The sequence below is a fragment of the Paenibacillus kribbensis genome (assembly GCF_001705305.1).
GTDB lineage: Bacteria > Bacillota > Bacilli > Paenibacillales > Paenibacillaceae > Paenibacillus > Paenibacillus kribbensis_B.
Genome location: NZ_MCBP01000004.1, coordinates 443048 through 458148, shown reverse-complemented (window position 1 = coordinate 458148; position 15101 = coordinate 443048). Strand labels below are relative to the sequence as shown.

General features: G+C 43.0%; 22 protein-coding genes and 1 pseudogene. 7 read left to right on the top strand and 16 right to left on the bottom strand.

Annotated elements, in window-relative coordinates; genetic code table 11:
- Window positions 1-12: 12 nt before the first annotated feature.
- Window positions 13-3453 (bottom strand): methionine synthase, encoded by a 3441-nt coding sequence (gene metH, locus BAZ21_RS10750; RefSeq protein ID WP_068499815.1) that lies wholly within the window; start codon window positions 3451-3453, stop codon window positions 13-15.
- A gap of 282 nt (window positions 3454-3735) precedes the next feature.
- Between metH and BAZ21_RS10745 the strand changes: the two genes are divergently transcribed.
- Window positions 3736-4278, top strand: coding sequence for a 1,2-dihydroxy-3-keto-5-methylthiopentene dioxygenase (locus BAZ21_RS10745; RefSeq protein ID WP_068499813.1), 543 nt, complete (start codon window positions 3736-3738; stop codon window positions 4276-4278).
- A 105-nt stretch (window positions 4279-4383) separates the two neighbouring features.
- On the opposite strand, the gene BAZ21_RS10740 is transcribed toward BAZ21_RS10745, so the two are convergent.
- From BAZ21_RS10740 to BAZ21_RS10725, 4 genes are all read right to left on the bottom strand, one after another.
- A complete protein-coding gene (locus tag BAZ21_RS10740) occupies window positions 4384-5178 on the bottom strand; it encodes an HAD family hydrolase (protein ID WP_218061421.1) in 795 nt (264 codons plus the stop codon).
- A 162-nt stretch (window positions 5179-5340) separates the two neighbouring features.
- On the bottom strand, window positions 5341-5850 hold the full coding sequence (locus tag BAZ21_RS10735; RefSeq protein WP_068499807.1) for a hypothetical protein: 510 nt from the start codon (window positions 5848-5850) through the stop codon (window positions 5341-5343).
- Between the two features lie 124 nt (window positions 5851-5974).
- Window positions 5975-6181 carry a DUF896 domain-containing protein gene (locus BAZ21_RS10730; RefSeq protein ID WP_007430663.1) on the bottom strand — a complete coding sequence of 69 codons (207 nt, stop codon included), beginning with the start codon at window positions 6179-6181 and terminating at the stop codon, window positions 5975-5977.
- Between the two features lie 107 nt (window positions 6182-6288).
- Window positions 6289-6669: a LysM peptidoglycan-binding domain-containing protein gene (locus BAZ21_RS10725; protein WP_068499968.1), complete on the bottom strand. Its 381-nt coding sequence runs from the start codon at window positions 6667-6669 to the stop codon at window positions 6289-6291.
- A gap of 189 nt (window positions 6670-6858) precedes the next feature.
- Between BAZ21_RS10725 and lexA the strand changes: the two genes are divergently transcribed.
- The 3 genes from lexA (at window position 6859) to BAZ21_RS28950 (ending at window position 8165) form a co-directional block, all read left to right on the top strand.
- Window positions 6859-7485 (top strand): transcriptional repressor LexA, encoded by a 627-nt coding sequence (gene lexA, locus BAZ21_RS10720; protein WP_007430665.1) that lies wholly within the window; start codon window positions 6859-6861, stop codon window positions 7483-7485.
- A 326-nt stretch (window positions 7486-7811) separates the two neighbouring features.
- Window positions 7812-7973 carry a hypothetical protein gene (locus BAZ21_RS28955; protein WP_176718137.1) on the top strand — a complete coding sequence of 54 codons (162 nt, stop codon included), beginning with the start codon at window positions 7812-7814 and terminating at the stop codon, window positions 7971-7973.
- A gap of 51 nt (window positions 7974-8024) precedes the next feature.
- The gene (locus BAZ21_RS28950) at window positions 8025-8165 is read left to right on the top strand and encodes a hypothetical protein (protein ID WP_176718136.1); all 141 of its coding nucleotides are present in this window, start codon (window positions 8025-8027) and stop codon (window positions 8163-8165) included.
- A 227-nt stretch (window positions 8166-8392) separates the two neighbouring features.
- On the opposite strand, the gene BAZ21_RS29575 is transcribed toward BAZ21_RS28950, so the two are convergent.
- From BAZ21_RS29575 to BAZ21_RS10710, 5 genes and pseudogenes are all read right to left on the bottom strand, one after another.
- Window positions 8393-8524 (bottom strand): hypothetical protein, encoded by a 132-nt coding sequence (locus BAZ21_RS29575; protein ID WP_256020496.1) that lies wholly within the window; start codon window positions 8522-8524, stop codon window positions 8393-8395.
- Entirely contained in the window at window positions 8515-9045 is a 531-nt protein-coding gene (locus BAZ21_RS30205; protein WP_176718135.1) for an accessory gene regulator ArgB-like protein, read from the bottom strand. The genes BAZ21_RS29575 and BAZ21_RS30205 overlap by 10 nt, the downstream gene beginning before the upstream one ends.
- A complete protein-coding gene (locus BAZ21_RS10715) occupies window positions 8996-9718 on the bottom strand; it encodes a hypothetical protein (protein ID WP_256020494.1) in 723 nt (240 codons plus the stop codon). Before BAZ21_RS10715 ends, BAZ21_RS30205 begins: the two co-directional genes overlap by 50 nt.
- 108 nt (window positions 9719-9826) lie before the next feature.
- A pseudogene (locus BAZ21_RS30095) lies at window positions 9827-9916 on the bottom strand (YolD-like family protein); the annotation flags it as partial.
- Between the two features lie 531 nt (window positions 9917-10447).
- Window positions 10448-10762, bottom strand: coding sequence for a DUF2500 domain-containing protein (locus BAZ21_RS10710; RefSeq protein WP_068499802.1), 315 nt, complete (start codon window positions 10760-10762; stop codon window positions 10448-10450).
- Between the two features lie 286 nt (window positions 10763-11048).
- Between BAZ21_RS10710 and BAZ21_RS10705 the strand changes: the two genes are divergently transcribed.
- Window positions 11049-11258, top strand: a complete 210-nt coding sequence (locus BAZ21_RS10705) for a YqaE/Pmp3 family membrane protein (RefSeq protein ID WP_068499799.1) — start codon at window positions 11049-11051, stop codon at window positions 11256-11258.
- Between the two features lie 27 nt (window positions 11259-11285).
- Here BAZ21_RS10705 and BAZ21_RS10700 read toward each other — a convergent pair whose 3' ends face one another.
- A complete protein-coding gene (locus BAZ21_RS10700) occupies window positions 11286-11483 on the bottom strand; it encodes a hypothetical protein (RefSeq protein ID WP_068499795.1) in 198 nt (65 codons plus the stop codon).
- A gap of 173 nt (window positions 11484-11656) precedes the next feature.
- Between BAZ21_RS10700 and BAZ21_RS28945 the strand changes: the two genes are divergently transcribed.
- Together BAZ21_RS28945 and BAZ21_RS28940 are read left to right on the top strand one after the other, a co-directional pair.
- The gene (locus BAZ21_RS28945) at window positions 11657-11818 is read left to right on the top strand and encodes a hypothetical protein (protein WP_162833907.1); all 162 of its coding nucleotides are present in this window, start codon (window positions 11657-11659) and stop codon (window positions 11816-11818) included.
- 47 nt (window positions 11819-11865) lie between these two features.
- A complete protein-coding gene (locus tag BAZ21_RS28940) occupies window positions 11866-12006 on the top strand; it encodes a hypothetical protein (RefSeq protein ID WP_167383755.1) in 141 nt (46 codons plus the stop codon).
- Here BAZ21_RS28940 and BAZ21_RS10695 read toward each other — a convergent pair.
- The 5 genes from BAZ21_RS10695 to BAZ21_RS10680 form a co-directional block, all read right to left on the bottom strand.
- Complete coding sequence (locus tag BAZ21_RS10695; protein WP_305953035.1) at window positions 11987-12319, bottom strand: hypothetical protein; 333 nt, start codon at window positions 12317-12319, stop codon at window positions 11987-11989. The two genes, BAZ21_RS28940 and BAZ21_RS10695, sit on opposite strands and share 20 nt — an antisense overlap.
- A gap of 126 nt (window positions 12320-12445) precedes the next feature.
- On the bottom strand, window positions 12446-12553 hold the full coding sequence (locus BAZ21_RS27825) for a sporulation protein YjcZ (RefSeq protein WP_084011570.1): 108 nt from the start codon (window positions 12551-12553) through the stop codon (window positions 12446-12448).
- A 405-nt stretch (window positions 12554-12958) separates the two neighbouring features.
- A complete protein-coding gene (locus tag BAZ21_RS10690) occupies window positions 12959-13519 on the bottom strand; it encodes a phage holin, LLH family (RefSeq protein ID WP_068499793.1) in 561 nt (186 codons plus the stop codon).
- Window positions 13520-13521: 2 nt separating this feature from the next.
- A complete protein-coding gene (locus BAZ21_RS10685; protein ID WP_068499790.1) occupies window positions 13522-14478 on the bottom strand; it encodes a GH25 family lysozyme in 957 nt (318 codons plus the stop codon).
- The gene (locus BAZ21_RS10680; RefSeq protein WP_068499786.1) at window positions 14456-14911 is read right to left on the bottom strand and encodes a phage holin family protein; all 456 of its coding nucleotides are present in this window, start codon (window positions 14909-14911) and stop codon (window positions 14456-14458) included. Before BAZ21_RS10680 ends, BAZ21_RS10685 begins: the two co-directional genes overlap by 23 nt.
- Between the last annotated feature and the right edge of the window lie 190 nt (window positions 14912-15101).

Sequence of the window (15101 nt, the reverse complement as noted above, 5' to 3'; positions counted from 1 at the left end):
CTGATAGAGGTGTTAGACCTTTTCGACGTTAAAATACTGCGCCTGAGGGTGGCTGAACACCATGGCTGATACAGAAGCCTCCGGTTCCATCATAAACCCTTCCGTCAGTTCAACGCCAATGTCCTCAGGTTTTAGCAGCTGGAACAACGGTCCCTGATCCTCCAGATCCGGACATGCCGGATAACCAAAGGATACTCGTATGCCCTGATATCTGGCCCCATGCCGCTGCTTCATCGTCATATCGGCAGAATCCGGGAAGCCCCAGCTGTCTCTGATAATATGATGAAGCCGCTCCGCCAAACCTTCTGCCACTTCGAGCGCTACCGCTTGAAGCGCATGAGAGCGCAAGTAATCCCCTTGTTCCTTCCACTGGGTAGAGAGCTGCTGTATTCCATGACCGGCAGTTACAACCATAAAACCTACATAATCCATGACCCCAGACTCTACAGATTTTAGGAAGTCAGCCAAGCACAGGTATGGCTCCACCTGCTGACGTGGAAACGTAAATGTGTGCAATACCTTACTCATATCCGACGGATCGTAGATCAGGATTTGATCTCCTTGCGATTGCGCCGGGAAGAAGCGATACACGGCATGCGCCTGAATAATCCCGTCTGTAACAGCTTCAAACATGATGCTGTCCACCGTATCCTTGAGCTGAGTCGCTTTGGGATCACCCTCCGCCAGCAGCTTCTCAACGTTTCCTCTCAAGCCAAGATGATGCCCCATCAGCATCTGCATATTTACATAAGGCAAAATATAGTTTAACGGATAGTTGCGCAGTACATGGCGATCCGTATCCGGTGGAATATAGACCGGCAAATCCTGAGCAATGTTAGAACGCACAGCCCGAGTAAGCTTAGGAAGCTGCTTGGTTTCCACGACTGCTGCCGCTTCTGCCTCTCGTTCAGCCTCCATATCCTCCGCCATTTTTTTGCGGGACTCAGGGTTCATCAGCTTATTGGCAATGTCCAAACCATCCATAGCATCCTTTGCATAAGCTACCAGACCATCATACTCAGGACGGATACGGTTTTTAGTAAACTTGCGTGTTAAAGCAGCTCCGCCAACCATGATCGGAATATCAATATTCGCATTTTTCAAATCCTGGGCGGTTAGTACCATTTGTTGAGCCGATTTAACAAGCAAGCCGGATAAGCCAATCAAATCGGCCTTTTCTTCACGGTAAGCTTCAATAATGCGTTCTGGTGGTACTTTTATACCCAGATTGACGATTTGGTAACCATTGTTGGATAGAATAATCTCCACCAAATTTTTACCAATGTCATGCACATCACCTTTAACCGTAGCCAACAAAATCTTACCTTTTACCGAGGATTCATTTTTCTCCATGAACGGTTCCAAATAGGCAACCGACGCCTTCATTACTTCAGCGCTTTGCAGCACCTCCGCGACGATTAACTCGTTGTTGTTGAACAGGCGCCCTACCTCTTCCATCCCTTTCATGAGCGGGCCGTTAATAATCTCCAGCGAGGAATATTTGGCGAGTGCCTGCTCCAGATCGGGAATCAGTCCCTCCTTGCTTCCCTCCACGACATAAGAAGCCAAGCGTTCTTCGAGCGAAAGATTGGATACCTTTTCTTTTTTCTCTACTTTCTTGTTACGGAAAGCTGCCACAAAAGCAGATAAAGTATCGTCATTCGTTTTATAAATCAGGTCTTCGGCAAGCTTCCGCTCATGCTCAGGAATCGATGCATAACGTTCAAGCTTTTCCGTGTTTACAATCGCATAGTCCAGACCTGCCTTGGTGCATTCATACAAATAGACAGAATTGAGCACTTCACGGCCCGCTTCCGGCAAACCGAAGGATACGTTACTGATGCCCAGGATGGTATGAACCCCGGGAAGCGCTTCTTTAATGATGCGAATGCCCTCAATCGTCTCCTTCGCTGAACCAATGTATTGCTCATCACCTGTACCTACTGGAAATACGAGCGTATCAAAAATGAGATCCTCCGCTGCCAGACCGTAACGGTTCACCAGCAGATCATAAGAACGCTTGGCTACCTCCAGCTTGTCCTCACGCGAAATAGCCTGACCGCGTTCATCAATCGTGCCGACTACAACAGCCGCGCCGTACTTATGAATAAGCGGAGCCATTTTCTCAAATTTCTCTTCACCATCCTCCAAATTAATGGAGTTAATAATCGCCTTGCCTTGCGAATATTGCAGCGCTTTATCTATGACTTTGATATCCGTGGTGTCAATCACCAGCGGCACTTTTACCTTGTTCACAACCAGCTTTAAAAAAGCTTCCATGTCCGTCATTTCATCGCGATCCGGGTCCTGTACACAAATATCAATGACATGCGCCCCGCTCTTTACTTGGGCACGGGCAATTTCAGATGCCTCTTCATATTTGCCTTCCACGATCAAACGCTTGAATTTGCGGGAGCCCAGAACATTCGTTCGCTCCCCAACCATATATGGACGATTGTCCTGTTCAATATATACAGGCTCAATGCCGGATACTGCAGGAGGATGATGACCTGCCAGCGGACGCGGCTCAAATTGTGCCATTTGTTCACTCATAACCCGAATATGTTCAGGCGTGGTACCACAGCACCCCCCTGCAATGTTGAGCCAACCTTTTTCAGCGAATGCGGCCATTTTACGAGCCAATGATTCAGGTGATTCATGGTATTGACCATTTTCATCAGGCAAGCCCGCATTTGGATAACAGCTAATCGCTGCAGAGGACATTTCGGAAAGAGAGCGAATATGATCCCGCATAAACTCTGGACCTGTTGCACAATTCAGACCAATCGATACCGGATGCAAGTGTTCCAGTGAAATGCAAAAGGATTCGATATTTTGTCCGGCCAACGTCGTACCCATAGGTTCAATGGTACCCGAAATCATCAGCGGAAGTTCAATCCCCGTCTGCTCAAAAGCCTGGCGAATTCCGATGCTTCCCGCTTTGACGTTAAGTGTATCCTGTGACGTCTCCAGCAGCAGTGCATCCACGCCGCCTTCAATCAGCGCCAAGGCCTGCTCCTGATAGCTCTCAATCAGTTCCGCAAACGTAACTCCGCCTGTTACAGACAAGGTTTTCGTCGTCGGTCCCATCGCTCCTACAACAAAACGGGGCTTGTCCGCAGTGTTGAATTTATCCACCGCGTTACGCGCCAGCTTGGCCGCAGCCAAATTAATCTCACGTGCACGTTCTGGTATATCATAATCCGCCAAAACGACAGATGTAGCTCCAAATGTGTTCGTTTCAATCAGGTCTGCCCCAGCCTCCAAATATGCTTCATGGATGCCTTGAATGACGTCCGGTCTCGTTAAGACCAGCATCTCATTGCAGCCCTCCAGCTCTTCCCCACCAAAATCGTCGGGGGAAAGGTCCTCCTGCTGAATCATGGTCCCCATGGCTCCGTCAAGAAGTAGTATTCTTCGTTGTAACGCTTCCTGCAAGCTAATTTTGTCCAAAATCTCTTCACCCCCGCAAAACGTTAAATCCTAGTTTAGCAGAAACCGTATCATTTAGATAGATTGAAGTAAAAACATACGTTTTATACAGCTTACTCTTTCGTAATAACCATTCTTGTAATCCATTTTATAATTTGCTGTGTTAGAAAGACAGGCTTCAATCCGTATTTTTTAGCTAGAGTCATGTCCAGCATAAAATGTTGTAATCCTATATTGTGCAACGATTCAAGACATGATATCCTGTATACAACATTAAACCAAGTGGAAAAGAGGGATAAACCCATGGCTGAAATTTTAATTCGCACTACCAATGAACGAATTAGCGGTGAGGAACAAGTCCGTGAATTTTTGGAAAGTCACGAAGTCTTATATGAACATTGGGACGTTTCCAAATTATCCAGGGAACTACAAGAAAATTTTATACTGACAGATGAACAAAAAGCCGCTGTTCTCCAAACCTTTGCACCTGAAATCAAGGATTTGGCCGCACGTCGCGGATATAAAATATGGGATGTTATCACTTTATCCGAAACAACACCGAATCTGGACGAGCTGCTGGCCAAATTTGAGCAAATCCACACCCATACCGAGGATGAAATCCGTGCCATTGTTGCCGGCAAAGGCATTTTTATCATTAAAGGTCCTGAAGAGATTGGCTATTTCAATGTAGAGCTTTCACCAGGTGACGTTATTTCTGTGCCTGAAAATACCCCTCATTTCTTCACCTTAATGGAAAATCAGAAGATCGTCGCAGTCCGCTTGTTCATTGAAGAGAATGGCTGGATTGCCGAACCTTTTGAAGATCCGTCATTTATTAAAGCTTAATGCGAGCATATCCTAATTATAGATAAAGCAACTCCCTCTACTCAGAGCACACTGAGCGGAGGGAGTTTTTTTAATATCGTTTCTATGGAAAAAGCTCTTCATTTATTACTTCAACGATTGAATAATTCCATCCAATTCAGACAAATGCTTGATTTCGAACTTTGGCTTGATCTCTGTCGTATTGGTTTTGGCGTTTCGGTTCAACCATACGGAGTGCACACCCGCTGCCAAAGCCCCTTGAATATCAGTTGTCAGCTTATCCCCTACCATTAAAGCATGTTCAGGCTTGATACCAAGAAGCCCTAAAGCATGCTGGAATATCGACGGATCAGGCTTTCCTTTACCAAACGAACCTGAAATGACAACATGATCAAAAAAAGGAGCTAATTGAGGTACCCCATCCAGTTTTTCCTGTTGCAGGTCAGGGGAGCCGTTTGTCAACAATAACAGCTTGTAATGTCCTTTCAATTGCTCCAGAATTTCAAATGTTTCTTCATATACATGGGGACGTGCGCGTCTTTCGGCAGCAAATTGGGTGGCCAGCTTTTGTGCCAGCTCCTCATTATCTATCCCTAGCTGCTGAAGACCTCTTCGCCATGACTCCTTGCGATAAACAGGAGCCAGTTGTTCCAACTGACGGAACTCAGGCTGCTCACCTGCCGTAAAATTCGCCCATAACCCTTCAAACGGATTAATGCCGATCATCTGAGTAAAACTAAAGGTCTCATAAGACTCGTACAAAGCGCGTGCTTCCTTGCGAACTGCTTCCTCCAGAGCCTTCGGATCAACGCCTGCTTCCCGGGAGCCTGTTTGGCATGCTGCGTCAAACGCCTCTTCCACACTACGTTCATCCCACAAAAGCGTATCATCAAGATCAAACATTACCGCCTGAATCGCCATCTGAATTATCCACTCTCTTTCCACGTTATATGTACACCTGTTGTGCATAGTTGCGTCTCACAAGCATTCCGATATGGTATGCCCACATTAAGCAAGTGGCCGCAACGTGTTATATGAAATAACATCATGCGGCCTTGCATACAGAGCTACAGGTGATATCTGTTATTTCTTCTCAACCTGCACCTGATTGGATAGCGCAAACTTCTCAAGTCGCTCTGCAATGGCATCCGTGTCATAGCGGCCCAATGTTTTTGTTAAAATAAAGTTGCCGCCCTTACCTTTTCTTTCAATCGTTACGTAACCCTTTTCAATCTTAATGGTTTTCATATCCTCTGCCGTCATCGGACGTTCTCTGCCGCCTTTAAGCATATACAGCGTATTCTTCCCGACCTTCAAATAAGGACGACGGATGAAAAAGATAACAGCCAGCATCAAGTACAAGCCGAATACAAGCCAATCCATTCCTCTCATACCGGTCTTGGTCAAAAAGTAACTCATGAGCATGTATAATACGGCAAGGCCAGCCAGCATGATAGGCACAGTAATATTACGGCCACGGAAAATATCCATTGCAGAACCCGTACCGCTAATGGTTTGCATGCCTTGTTTTTTGCGCGTTTTGTTTAAATGCGCTGTGTTTTTGCGTACTTTTCTTTCAAATGATCGGGCCATCTGTCAATTCCCTTCCCATATATATTGCATCAAAACGTTTGCCTGAAAGCTAATCTATATAGATACCGCGAAAGATACCTAAAAACAAAAGTCAAATTATGCAGGTCAAGCCACTTTAGCGATATTAATGCTTAAGCCCGCCATTACCCTTTGGCGTATCATCGTCCACAAATTCAATCGTCTCAAGCTGTTGCCGAAAATTACGGCGAATGTTACCTAAATAAATTTCCCGAAGATTGGCGCGCTCTGTAGTTTCTTCTTCCGTCAAACCCTCGGATTTTGCTTTGCGCGCTAATTCATTGATGCGCTGTACCAAGCTGTCTATATCCAAATTGTGTCCCCTCCATAAAAGCAAAGATATAATACACTTTGACATGTAGAAAAGAGCTTGTCAAGGTTCCCACATCACGCCCCTGACAAGCTCTAATGGTGTATAGATCAGAAGTACGGAAGCTTGAGCACCTGACCTGCCTGCACTCCCCGATCTTCCAGTCCGTTAATCCGTACAATTCCTTCTATATATACCCGTGTATCCATTCGTTCCGGTTTATGTTTGATTGCAATCTGCCACAATGTGTCCCCAGGCTGTACCGTCAGCTTGGTTACCTCTACCTTCGGAACTGAAGGTGCTGCGAAAATTGTCAAAACGCCTGCACCTGCAATCCAGACAACAATCACTAGAATGAGAAGCTTAAGTAAAAGAGTATTGGTAATCATCTGTGCAACCAATTGTGAAAATCCTTTGCTCCCTTTCTTTTGATTCTCCTCCATCTTTTCTAAATTCATCGGAAAAATACTCTGATATGTGCTATATCTCATCATTGGCTGAGTCCTCCAAACGTTTGTTCTTATGTTTTTCACAATATAACACGAACGTTTGTTTTGTTCAATAGACAACAGAACAAAAGTTCGTAAATATTTTTAGGGATTATTTAGAACTTATGTTTGTGCGAACGGAGGTTCTATGCTATAATTTTCCCAAACGTTACTAAATGGGGTTGATACGGTATGTCTAAGATTTCGAGCCGCCAGCAGGCCATTCTTGAATTTATCCGCAATGAAGTGCGTCTAAAGGGCTATCCCCCTTCTGTACGCGAAATAGGCGAGGCTGTCGGATTAGCCTCCAGCTCTACGGTCCACGGTCATTTGGATCGTTTAGAGAAAAAAGGACTCATCCGTCGCGATCCAACGAAACCACGGGCCATTGAGTTACTTGGCCAAGACGAGGCGGATAATAGCAACTTGATTAATTACTCCATCAGTCGTGTTCCCGTTGTCGGTAAAGTAACTGCCGGTCTTCCTATTACGGCGACAGAAAATATCGAAGATTACTTTCCTCTTCCCCAACATTTCGTTGGTGAGGATAAAATATTCATGTTGTCTGTTGTAGGCGAAAGCATGATTGAAGCTGGTATTGCTAACGGTGACTATGTAATTGTACGTCAGCAACAGACTGCCGATAACGGTGACATTGTTGTAGCCATGACAGATGAAGATGAAGCAACGGTTAAAACCTTCTACAAAGAAAAAGATCATATCCGGCTTCAACCGGAGAACCCAGCCTTTGAACCGCTTCGCCTGAAGCACGTCAGCATTTTGGGCAAGGTTGTAGGACTCTTCCGGGACTTCCACTGATTTATCATTTTTCCCCGTTATTTTATCCACTACCTCAAAAACCGGCTGCCTAGGGCAAGCCGGTTTTGTATTGATTTTATGTTCATCTATGTAACTAATAACTATTCTTTCCTTTTCAGCAAGCTATGGCTTAAACTATTTTATCAGCTATAAAAATCCTCCCACTTTCAAAGGATTCTTCACTCATTTTATACCTATACGTTTTTTCATAAAATCTTAGAATCATAGGTATTCGCTTCTTTTTGCTTTTAATAGATTTATGCTTATACATTACTAGCACTATTGACATATGTATAAAGCAGACCTAAGCAAAGGAGATATGCCAGATGATCAGAAGTAAAGTCAAAACATATAAGCAGCGCATCGGAAAAAACAGATATCTGATCGTTAAAGTCTTTCAGGCCGCAGCCGCTAAAACAGGAAGCGGGAACGCCTTGGCAACCAATGCACTGAATATCAAAATTTCCAAGCGCAAGCGTAAGCATTAAGATGGCTAAGATTCAACCGTACCTTCATTGTAATTGAAGGGAGGTGTTATGATGAGCAGAAAAGATTCTAAACGCGACTTGAGAAGAAAAAGATTAAACATCCGTTCCAACCAAAGTGCCACTGCACGTGCAAGAGGTAATGCATTGGCTGTTAATCTGTTTAGCGTAAATGATAAACAACGCAGACGCTAATAGCCGTTGTCAACAAAAAGCGGGAAGGATTCTTCCTGCTTTTTTTGTGTCACACCGTCCTCCTTGCCAGAGGCTCCTCATACTACTGTTCAAATGCATCGTCCCTCCTCTAAAAAAATCCCTCAACGCTCAGAGCGCTAAGAGATTTCACATTTTAGTATGGTATCATATTGATCGAGTACCCTTTTCACTTCCTTCTAAAAAGGAGATCAAGACAATCCAAATAATTAGTTCTTTTCTTTTTTCTTCAACACTGCTGGTACTGGCTTAGCTCCGAAAATTGTTTTTTCTTTTTTGGTTGATTCATCAGCGTATTTACCCAATTTTACATTCAATAATCTTGCCAATTTCATATCCATTTACGTTCACCTCCTCTCCATAAAGGCAGAATGCTGAAAGATTGTACAACACAAGATAGGGATATTATGGGTGATTGTACGAAAAAATTCAACATGCAAATAAAAATACATATTAGTTTATAATATTTGTGATTTTCAGTCTTATTAATATAAATAAAATGATTCGGTGCATAAGCAATAAATATCAGCAATGAGCAAACATTAGTAATTAAAATTACCGACAAACTCAGGGGAATAAAAGGAATGATGGTACATACTAACGTTGTAAAAAAAACACAGAAATTAAGGTTGGAAAAATGAATTCCTCCCGAGAATCTTCTAATTAGCATCAGGCTTCCAAGAGCCAATAATGCTCCGAAAAAGTGTCCTGTAAACCATCCTGTAATAGAAACAAAAAGTATCGTTGAGATTTCAGTAAGTTTTATTGCAAGCGCATATTCCATCACCTCTAAACTAGTTGGCCCATCAGGATCAGCTCTCTTTATTTCTGCCGCGATGCACCTGGATAGCGCTTCTAGCATCCTCATAATCCCCTTTCTCTGAAAAGAAATAAGATATACCAAATGTTAATAAAGAAATGGAAAGAAGACCTATTGCAATAGAATTGTAGAGCATGTATAAAGTTAAAGATATAGTTATAGCAGATATTATCGCACCAAAAATCAACATTTTATTTAAGGAGGAAGAGTAATTTTTTCCTCTCAGAAAATCATGCGGAGGTTGTACGATAAACGAAAATCCAAAATTATATTTGCTCATTAGAAATGAAATTAGAAAAACAACAACGATGGAAATCAATTGTATAAAGTAAATGGAGAGTCCATCAGTATCATGTATTACCTCAGGCTGGGCTATTCCAAAGAAATTTGCAAATAAAAATACTATGAGTTGCAAGTTTATATATGCCGTCAACCCAGCTCCAGCTGAGAAGGCTGCCAAATGTGTTTTTATTCCCAACCCAAACCTAAAGAATATAATCATAAAAATATATTGTAGTGGCAAATCTAACTTTGGCATCCCAACAACTACCCGCATCAAATAGGAGAATAAAGCTATAACTATTGCATAAATAAGTATTCTTTTCCGATATTCCCACAGAGGTAGCATATAAAGCTTCAGAACCAAAGTAACAGATGCTATGGCATCAAACACACCGAGTAGGATATACAATAAAGCAGATAACAAATGAAACACCGTCCTTGAATTAAGCTTCTACTATTGTATATTTAATTTTCGGTGTGTGGCAATGCAATTAACCGTACAATTGGAAATATTTATGATATATGTAAGGTAAATATTTTCTATAGATGCAGATATAATATCCTCCAGCTTAATCCAACTAAAATACTCTTCCCCACGTGACAGCTTTACTTCGCATCTAGTGGTGTTGATTTGTTAGATTGGCCGCAGCCCAACCGAGTTTGTTGTCTCCAGTAAACATTTGTTTAAAATTATACTCGAAATTATATATATCATCATATATTGTAGTAATTTTCCATTTCCCGTTTACATATGTTCCTTCTATTATGTACTTCATTTTGTGAAAAGCATTATATAAATCTCTATCAGTTTCAATTGCAATAGACCCATCACTTGAGTGAATGTTGAAGTAAGTTGGCTGTGATGTCCCCGTACTTCTTTCGAGCTATAGGAACAGCTACTAATGTAAATGCTTTACGATCAGGATAATGTATTACAGTGTCTGTCGAATCTTTTACCTGTTCTACACCTCGCACCCAAGCCTTTTCTAGTTCGACTCAGAAGAAAACTTTTCTACTACTCCACCATAGTTTACAATCTCCATCATATCCTCACTCAACGGCCGGACCATATATACCCTTACCTGGCTTAGCGCCTTAACGCAGCTGCATAAAACTCGATGTTCGTTTAAGTTACTTATAGGAATGATTCATACTAATCGCCTCACGTAATGATGCGTTCTGTCCAGTTCCAAGTACCTTGGCTTGTTACTTTGATCCTATCCCCAACGACAAAAAGGCCGTATTTATCGTCACTAACTGAAATTTCTTGGCGCTCTTTGTTTTCGAACTCGCATGTTATATAGAATGTTTTAGAAGATGATCCTTCAGTCCAGTCTATCCTTTTATCAACCACCTCACCTATTCGTTCTATTTTAGGTTGTTTACGATTTTTTCGGGCTGTACGATCAGCGCTTATAATCGCTGAAAGAATAAGTCCCACGATTAAAAGTAAAGGAATCCAAAAACCCCAATTCATCAATAATCCTCCTAATTATTCATTTGTTAGTAACTATGATATCGGCTTTTTAACTGTTTATTTTGATATTCAATGAAAGTGAATACCAAAACACCCTACCAGCGTAGCCAGTAGGGTGTCACCGATGCTTTGAAATTACACAACAGTGCTTCCGAATGCGTTGGATTAAAAATATAATCCGATTGGACTATTTTGTAAATATTAATAGAAAAATATTGCCAGGTAATATATACTACTTTTATAAATTATTAATTGTTATCTTAAATAAAAAATTAGGAGTGTTATTATGAAGTACTTCTTTTCTATTTTTCTTCCCCCATTAGCTATCATTCTATGTGGAAAGCCTTGGCAGGCATTTTTAAATGTCATTTTGTGCTGTATTGGTTGGGTTCCAGCAGTAATTCATGCGGTAGTGGTAGTGAATAACTATAAAGCTGATACGCGAAATGAGGAACTTATTAGAGCAGTAAGGCAAGCCAGACAATTCCCTAGGTAACCAGAAACCCTGGAGCAATCTGGGGTTTTAATATTGCGTGAAGTACCTTTCTCGGTTCCCGGTAGGCATGATGATCTTTTGATCACGATCCCATCCCTCTAAGATGACGATATGACTTGTGTCTAATTTATCTTCCCATACAATATAGTTGTCCCTCTCCAGTTCAAGCAGCCCGGCCCGTATGTCCTCTACACGTCTCCCTGTCTTTATCTCCAGTTCCTTCATAGCTGAATAAAATTCCTTTTAGGAACAGCAACACGCATTGACGACTGCATTTTGACCGAGGAAATCTATCTATTAGGTAATAGTTTCTTTTTGCTATTAATAGATTCATGCTGATACTTCGCTATCGCCACTTACATATAAATAAAGCAGACCTAAGGAAAGGGGACATGCAGATGATCAGAACAAGAGTAAAAACGTTCAAACACCGTGTCGGTAAAAACAAATTCCTGGTCGTGAAAATTTTTCAATCCGCAGATGCCAGAACAAGAAGTGGTAATGCGCTGGCAACCAATGCACTGAACATCAAAATTTCCAAACGCAAAAAGCACCACTAAGACCATCCCATCTGTACCTCCATTTTCTGTGAAGGGAGGTGACATCCATGAGTAGAAGACATTCCAAACACCATGTGAAAAGAAAAAGCTTATCTATCTGGTCAAAACAAAAAGCGTTTGCGCGTGCACAAGGCAATGCGCTGGCTGCCAATCTGTTCAACGTAAATGTCAAAAAGAAAAAACATTAATAATGTTTTCAGCGGGGAGGATTCCCTTCCCGCTTTTTTTGTTACATCTATCGCCAAAAAAAAGAACTCCACACAGTTCATGTTTTCCAGTGGAGTCCTTTTTTACATCTACTCTAAATTTAAACTGCTCTCTCATAAAATAGCATCCGTTAATCTTAATGGAATCTGGCGTTATCTTCTCTACCGCTTCACCATAATCTACAACTTCCACCATATCATCACTCAACGGATTTACTACATATACTCTTACCTGGCTTAATGCTGCTGCAAACAATTCGATATCCGACTCTAACACTTTATATGTATGGCTCAAGCTGATTACCCCAAACAGCTATTCGGTGGATAACGCGGAAATCCCTCCAACAAAAAAAGGCTCTGCCAGCATTACGCCAGTAGAGCCGTCTTTGAACCAAAAGATAGGGTATAGCACCCAACGAAATTAAACCCAAAATGCTTTAGTGATTATAACCAACAGGATAAAGAGCACCAAAATTGCCGCTGTAGAAGTCCATACACCGCCGCCACCTGCACCTTCATATGCACCCATGCTTTAACCTCCTTTATTCGTTGATACCTTAATATATGAATAAATACATTCTGTGACAGGGCAAGCAGGCAAACAAAACAAAAGCTCACACCGGATAAACCCGTGGGGCCTAAAAATCTTTATAATAGAATTAATCTCAAGGTGATTACCAATAAAATAAACAATGCCAAGACAGCAGCTATCGATGTCCAAACTTTTCCGGCAGTTTCTCCGCAACCACTTTCTATTTCCCTCACACGTAACGCCTCCTTTGTTTACTCCACAGGCTATGCGAGGCATTGCTTAGGGAATGGACTTCCAGGAAAACAAAAAAAACACCCCACCGGCTTGAGCCAGAAGGGTGTAACCGATGCTTTCGGATTGCACAACGGTGCTTCCGTATGTGTTGTTATAAGTGCAATTCCTCTATTCAGTAGATACAGGTGCTTGAACAGCTTCTGCCGATGCTGAAATCGACTCAGGTTCAGATTGCACCTGCCCTTGAACGACGGGCGCCACATCCGCTGTTGCTTGGGCCAAGAAATCATTAAGCTTTGCAGCCAAGCCAGATACGGTCTCCTTAGCTGCCGCCTGTGTTGCCTCTTCACTCGGCTGTGCTTCGGTAGTCAACACTGTCTTTGTCTTGGCTTTATACTCCAGATATGCCTTCTCAATTGCGGCCTGAAGCTCAACCGCTGATACCGTAATACCTTGTTCGGCAAGCCGTAGTGTAGCGTACTGCAAAGCCTCCTGAAGCTTTCGCTCACCTCCAGCTTGTTTGAACGCCGTTTGAGCAAAAGCAAAGCCCTCCCCTGCTATCTTATGGATTACTTCCCTCTGTGTAGCCGTTGTACGGGCCTCCAACCATGAATTTACTTTTACCTTAACTGTGCTCAATCCAGCCAAAACGAATGTCGTGAGTACACCTACAACGCCTGTAACAATAGTGGTCACATATGGCTGTACACCTTCGATTAATGTTTGCATGATTATTTGTCCCCTTTCGTTCTCAGACCAGCATTTTTATTTTTAGAATCCCAAGACACTACAGCCCCGTAAGCCTCTGCAATTGGTTTGAGTTGTACATATACCTCACCTTCGACCAGTTGGACAGATTGCAGTTTTGCTCCGTTCAGATAGGCTTCCTTGCGGATGTTGTCCCAGTGATAAGACAGGCCTAAGGCGTTTGCCAAAGACCGCAGTGGGACATAGGTTCTGGAGCCGTATAGCAGCGACTTGCCTGCTTCCTTGCCATTGACGCGGAATATGCCGGATGTAACAGATTCTGTGTCCTGTGCAGGCGCAGCAACACTGAATCGCGTACGCAGTTCGTCCACCGTTCCGTCAAATTCGTTCAGATCCACGTTACCTTTTATCCCGGCCACCTTGCCGCTGTCGCTGTATTGCCAAATATCCCATTGTTTCCACGCCGCTGTATCAGTCGGCACGCGTGTTTCACTGTACCGGGCTATCCATAGCGGGTAACCGCCCAATGAAGCGTTAAAATTGGCTGCGAAGGCATTACCCGTATAAATGATAGGCTTGCGTCCCATAAGGCGTTCCAACTCAAGCAGAAAGGCTAACGCCACCGCACTGATAAGCTTTTTGGACAGGTTCCCCGGATTATTTTCATAATCCATCACTGGCGTAAGGTCCAGCGTTTTTGCGCCGCCAACCTGATTCAACACCTCGGCGAAATGCCTTGCTTCCGCTTTGGCTGCCTCAACGCTGGTTGCGTCTACAAAATGGTAAGCCCCTAACAGTACCCCGGCTGCTCTGGCCCCTTTTGCATTAGAAATAAATGTTGGATCAACATAACGTTGCCCCTGACTTGCTTTGATGAAGGCAAATGAAATACCGTCCGCCTTGACCGCCTTCCAATCAATTTTCCCTTGATACCTACTTACGTCAATGCCCTGTGCGTTACTTTTCTTTCTTGCCTGCATTTTCTCCGTCCCCTTCCTTTTCCCCGCTTTTACTTTTTAGAACCTCTATAGCCTGCCGGAGCGCTGATGGGATGGGTACGCCCAGCCTACCACCATTCTCCAAAATGGACAGTAACTCGTTAGCAAGGTAGAAATAGGCCACCGTGTCTCGAAACAAATGGCTATCTCCCAAAATACCGTCCACAATATGACCAACGGCTACCATCGCAAAAATAAAAACCTTGCGGGAAATACCAAGCAGGCCAGTCTTGCTTTTTAAACCGAGGCCAGTCCCCCTTTTACCTTCTGCTGCTGCCGCAAAGAGCCCTGTCACATAATCAATTATTGTAAATGTAAGAAGTGCAGCCAGAGCAAATGACCATCCTCCAAAAAGATACGTTATCGCGCTTCCACCAAAGGCAGCGCTAAATTTATAAATCTCCGACTTGTCCACTTGCTTCCCCCTTTCTTTTTACTCAATATAAGGCGAAAAGCCATAAAAATAGCGCATCAGATGAGCACGCTCAGAATCTTTCTATTTTCTCCACAATTAAAAATCTCCCACTTATCCAACCTTCTTTCCCCTGTCTCTCCGTTCAGAAAGCTTTTCCTGAGTTATCAGAGGCTTTTATACAGGTAGAATC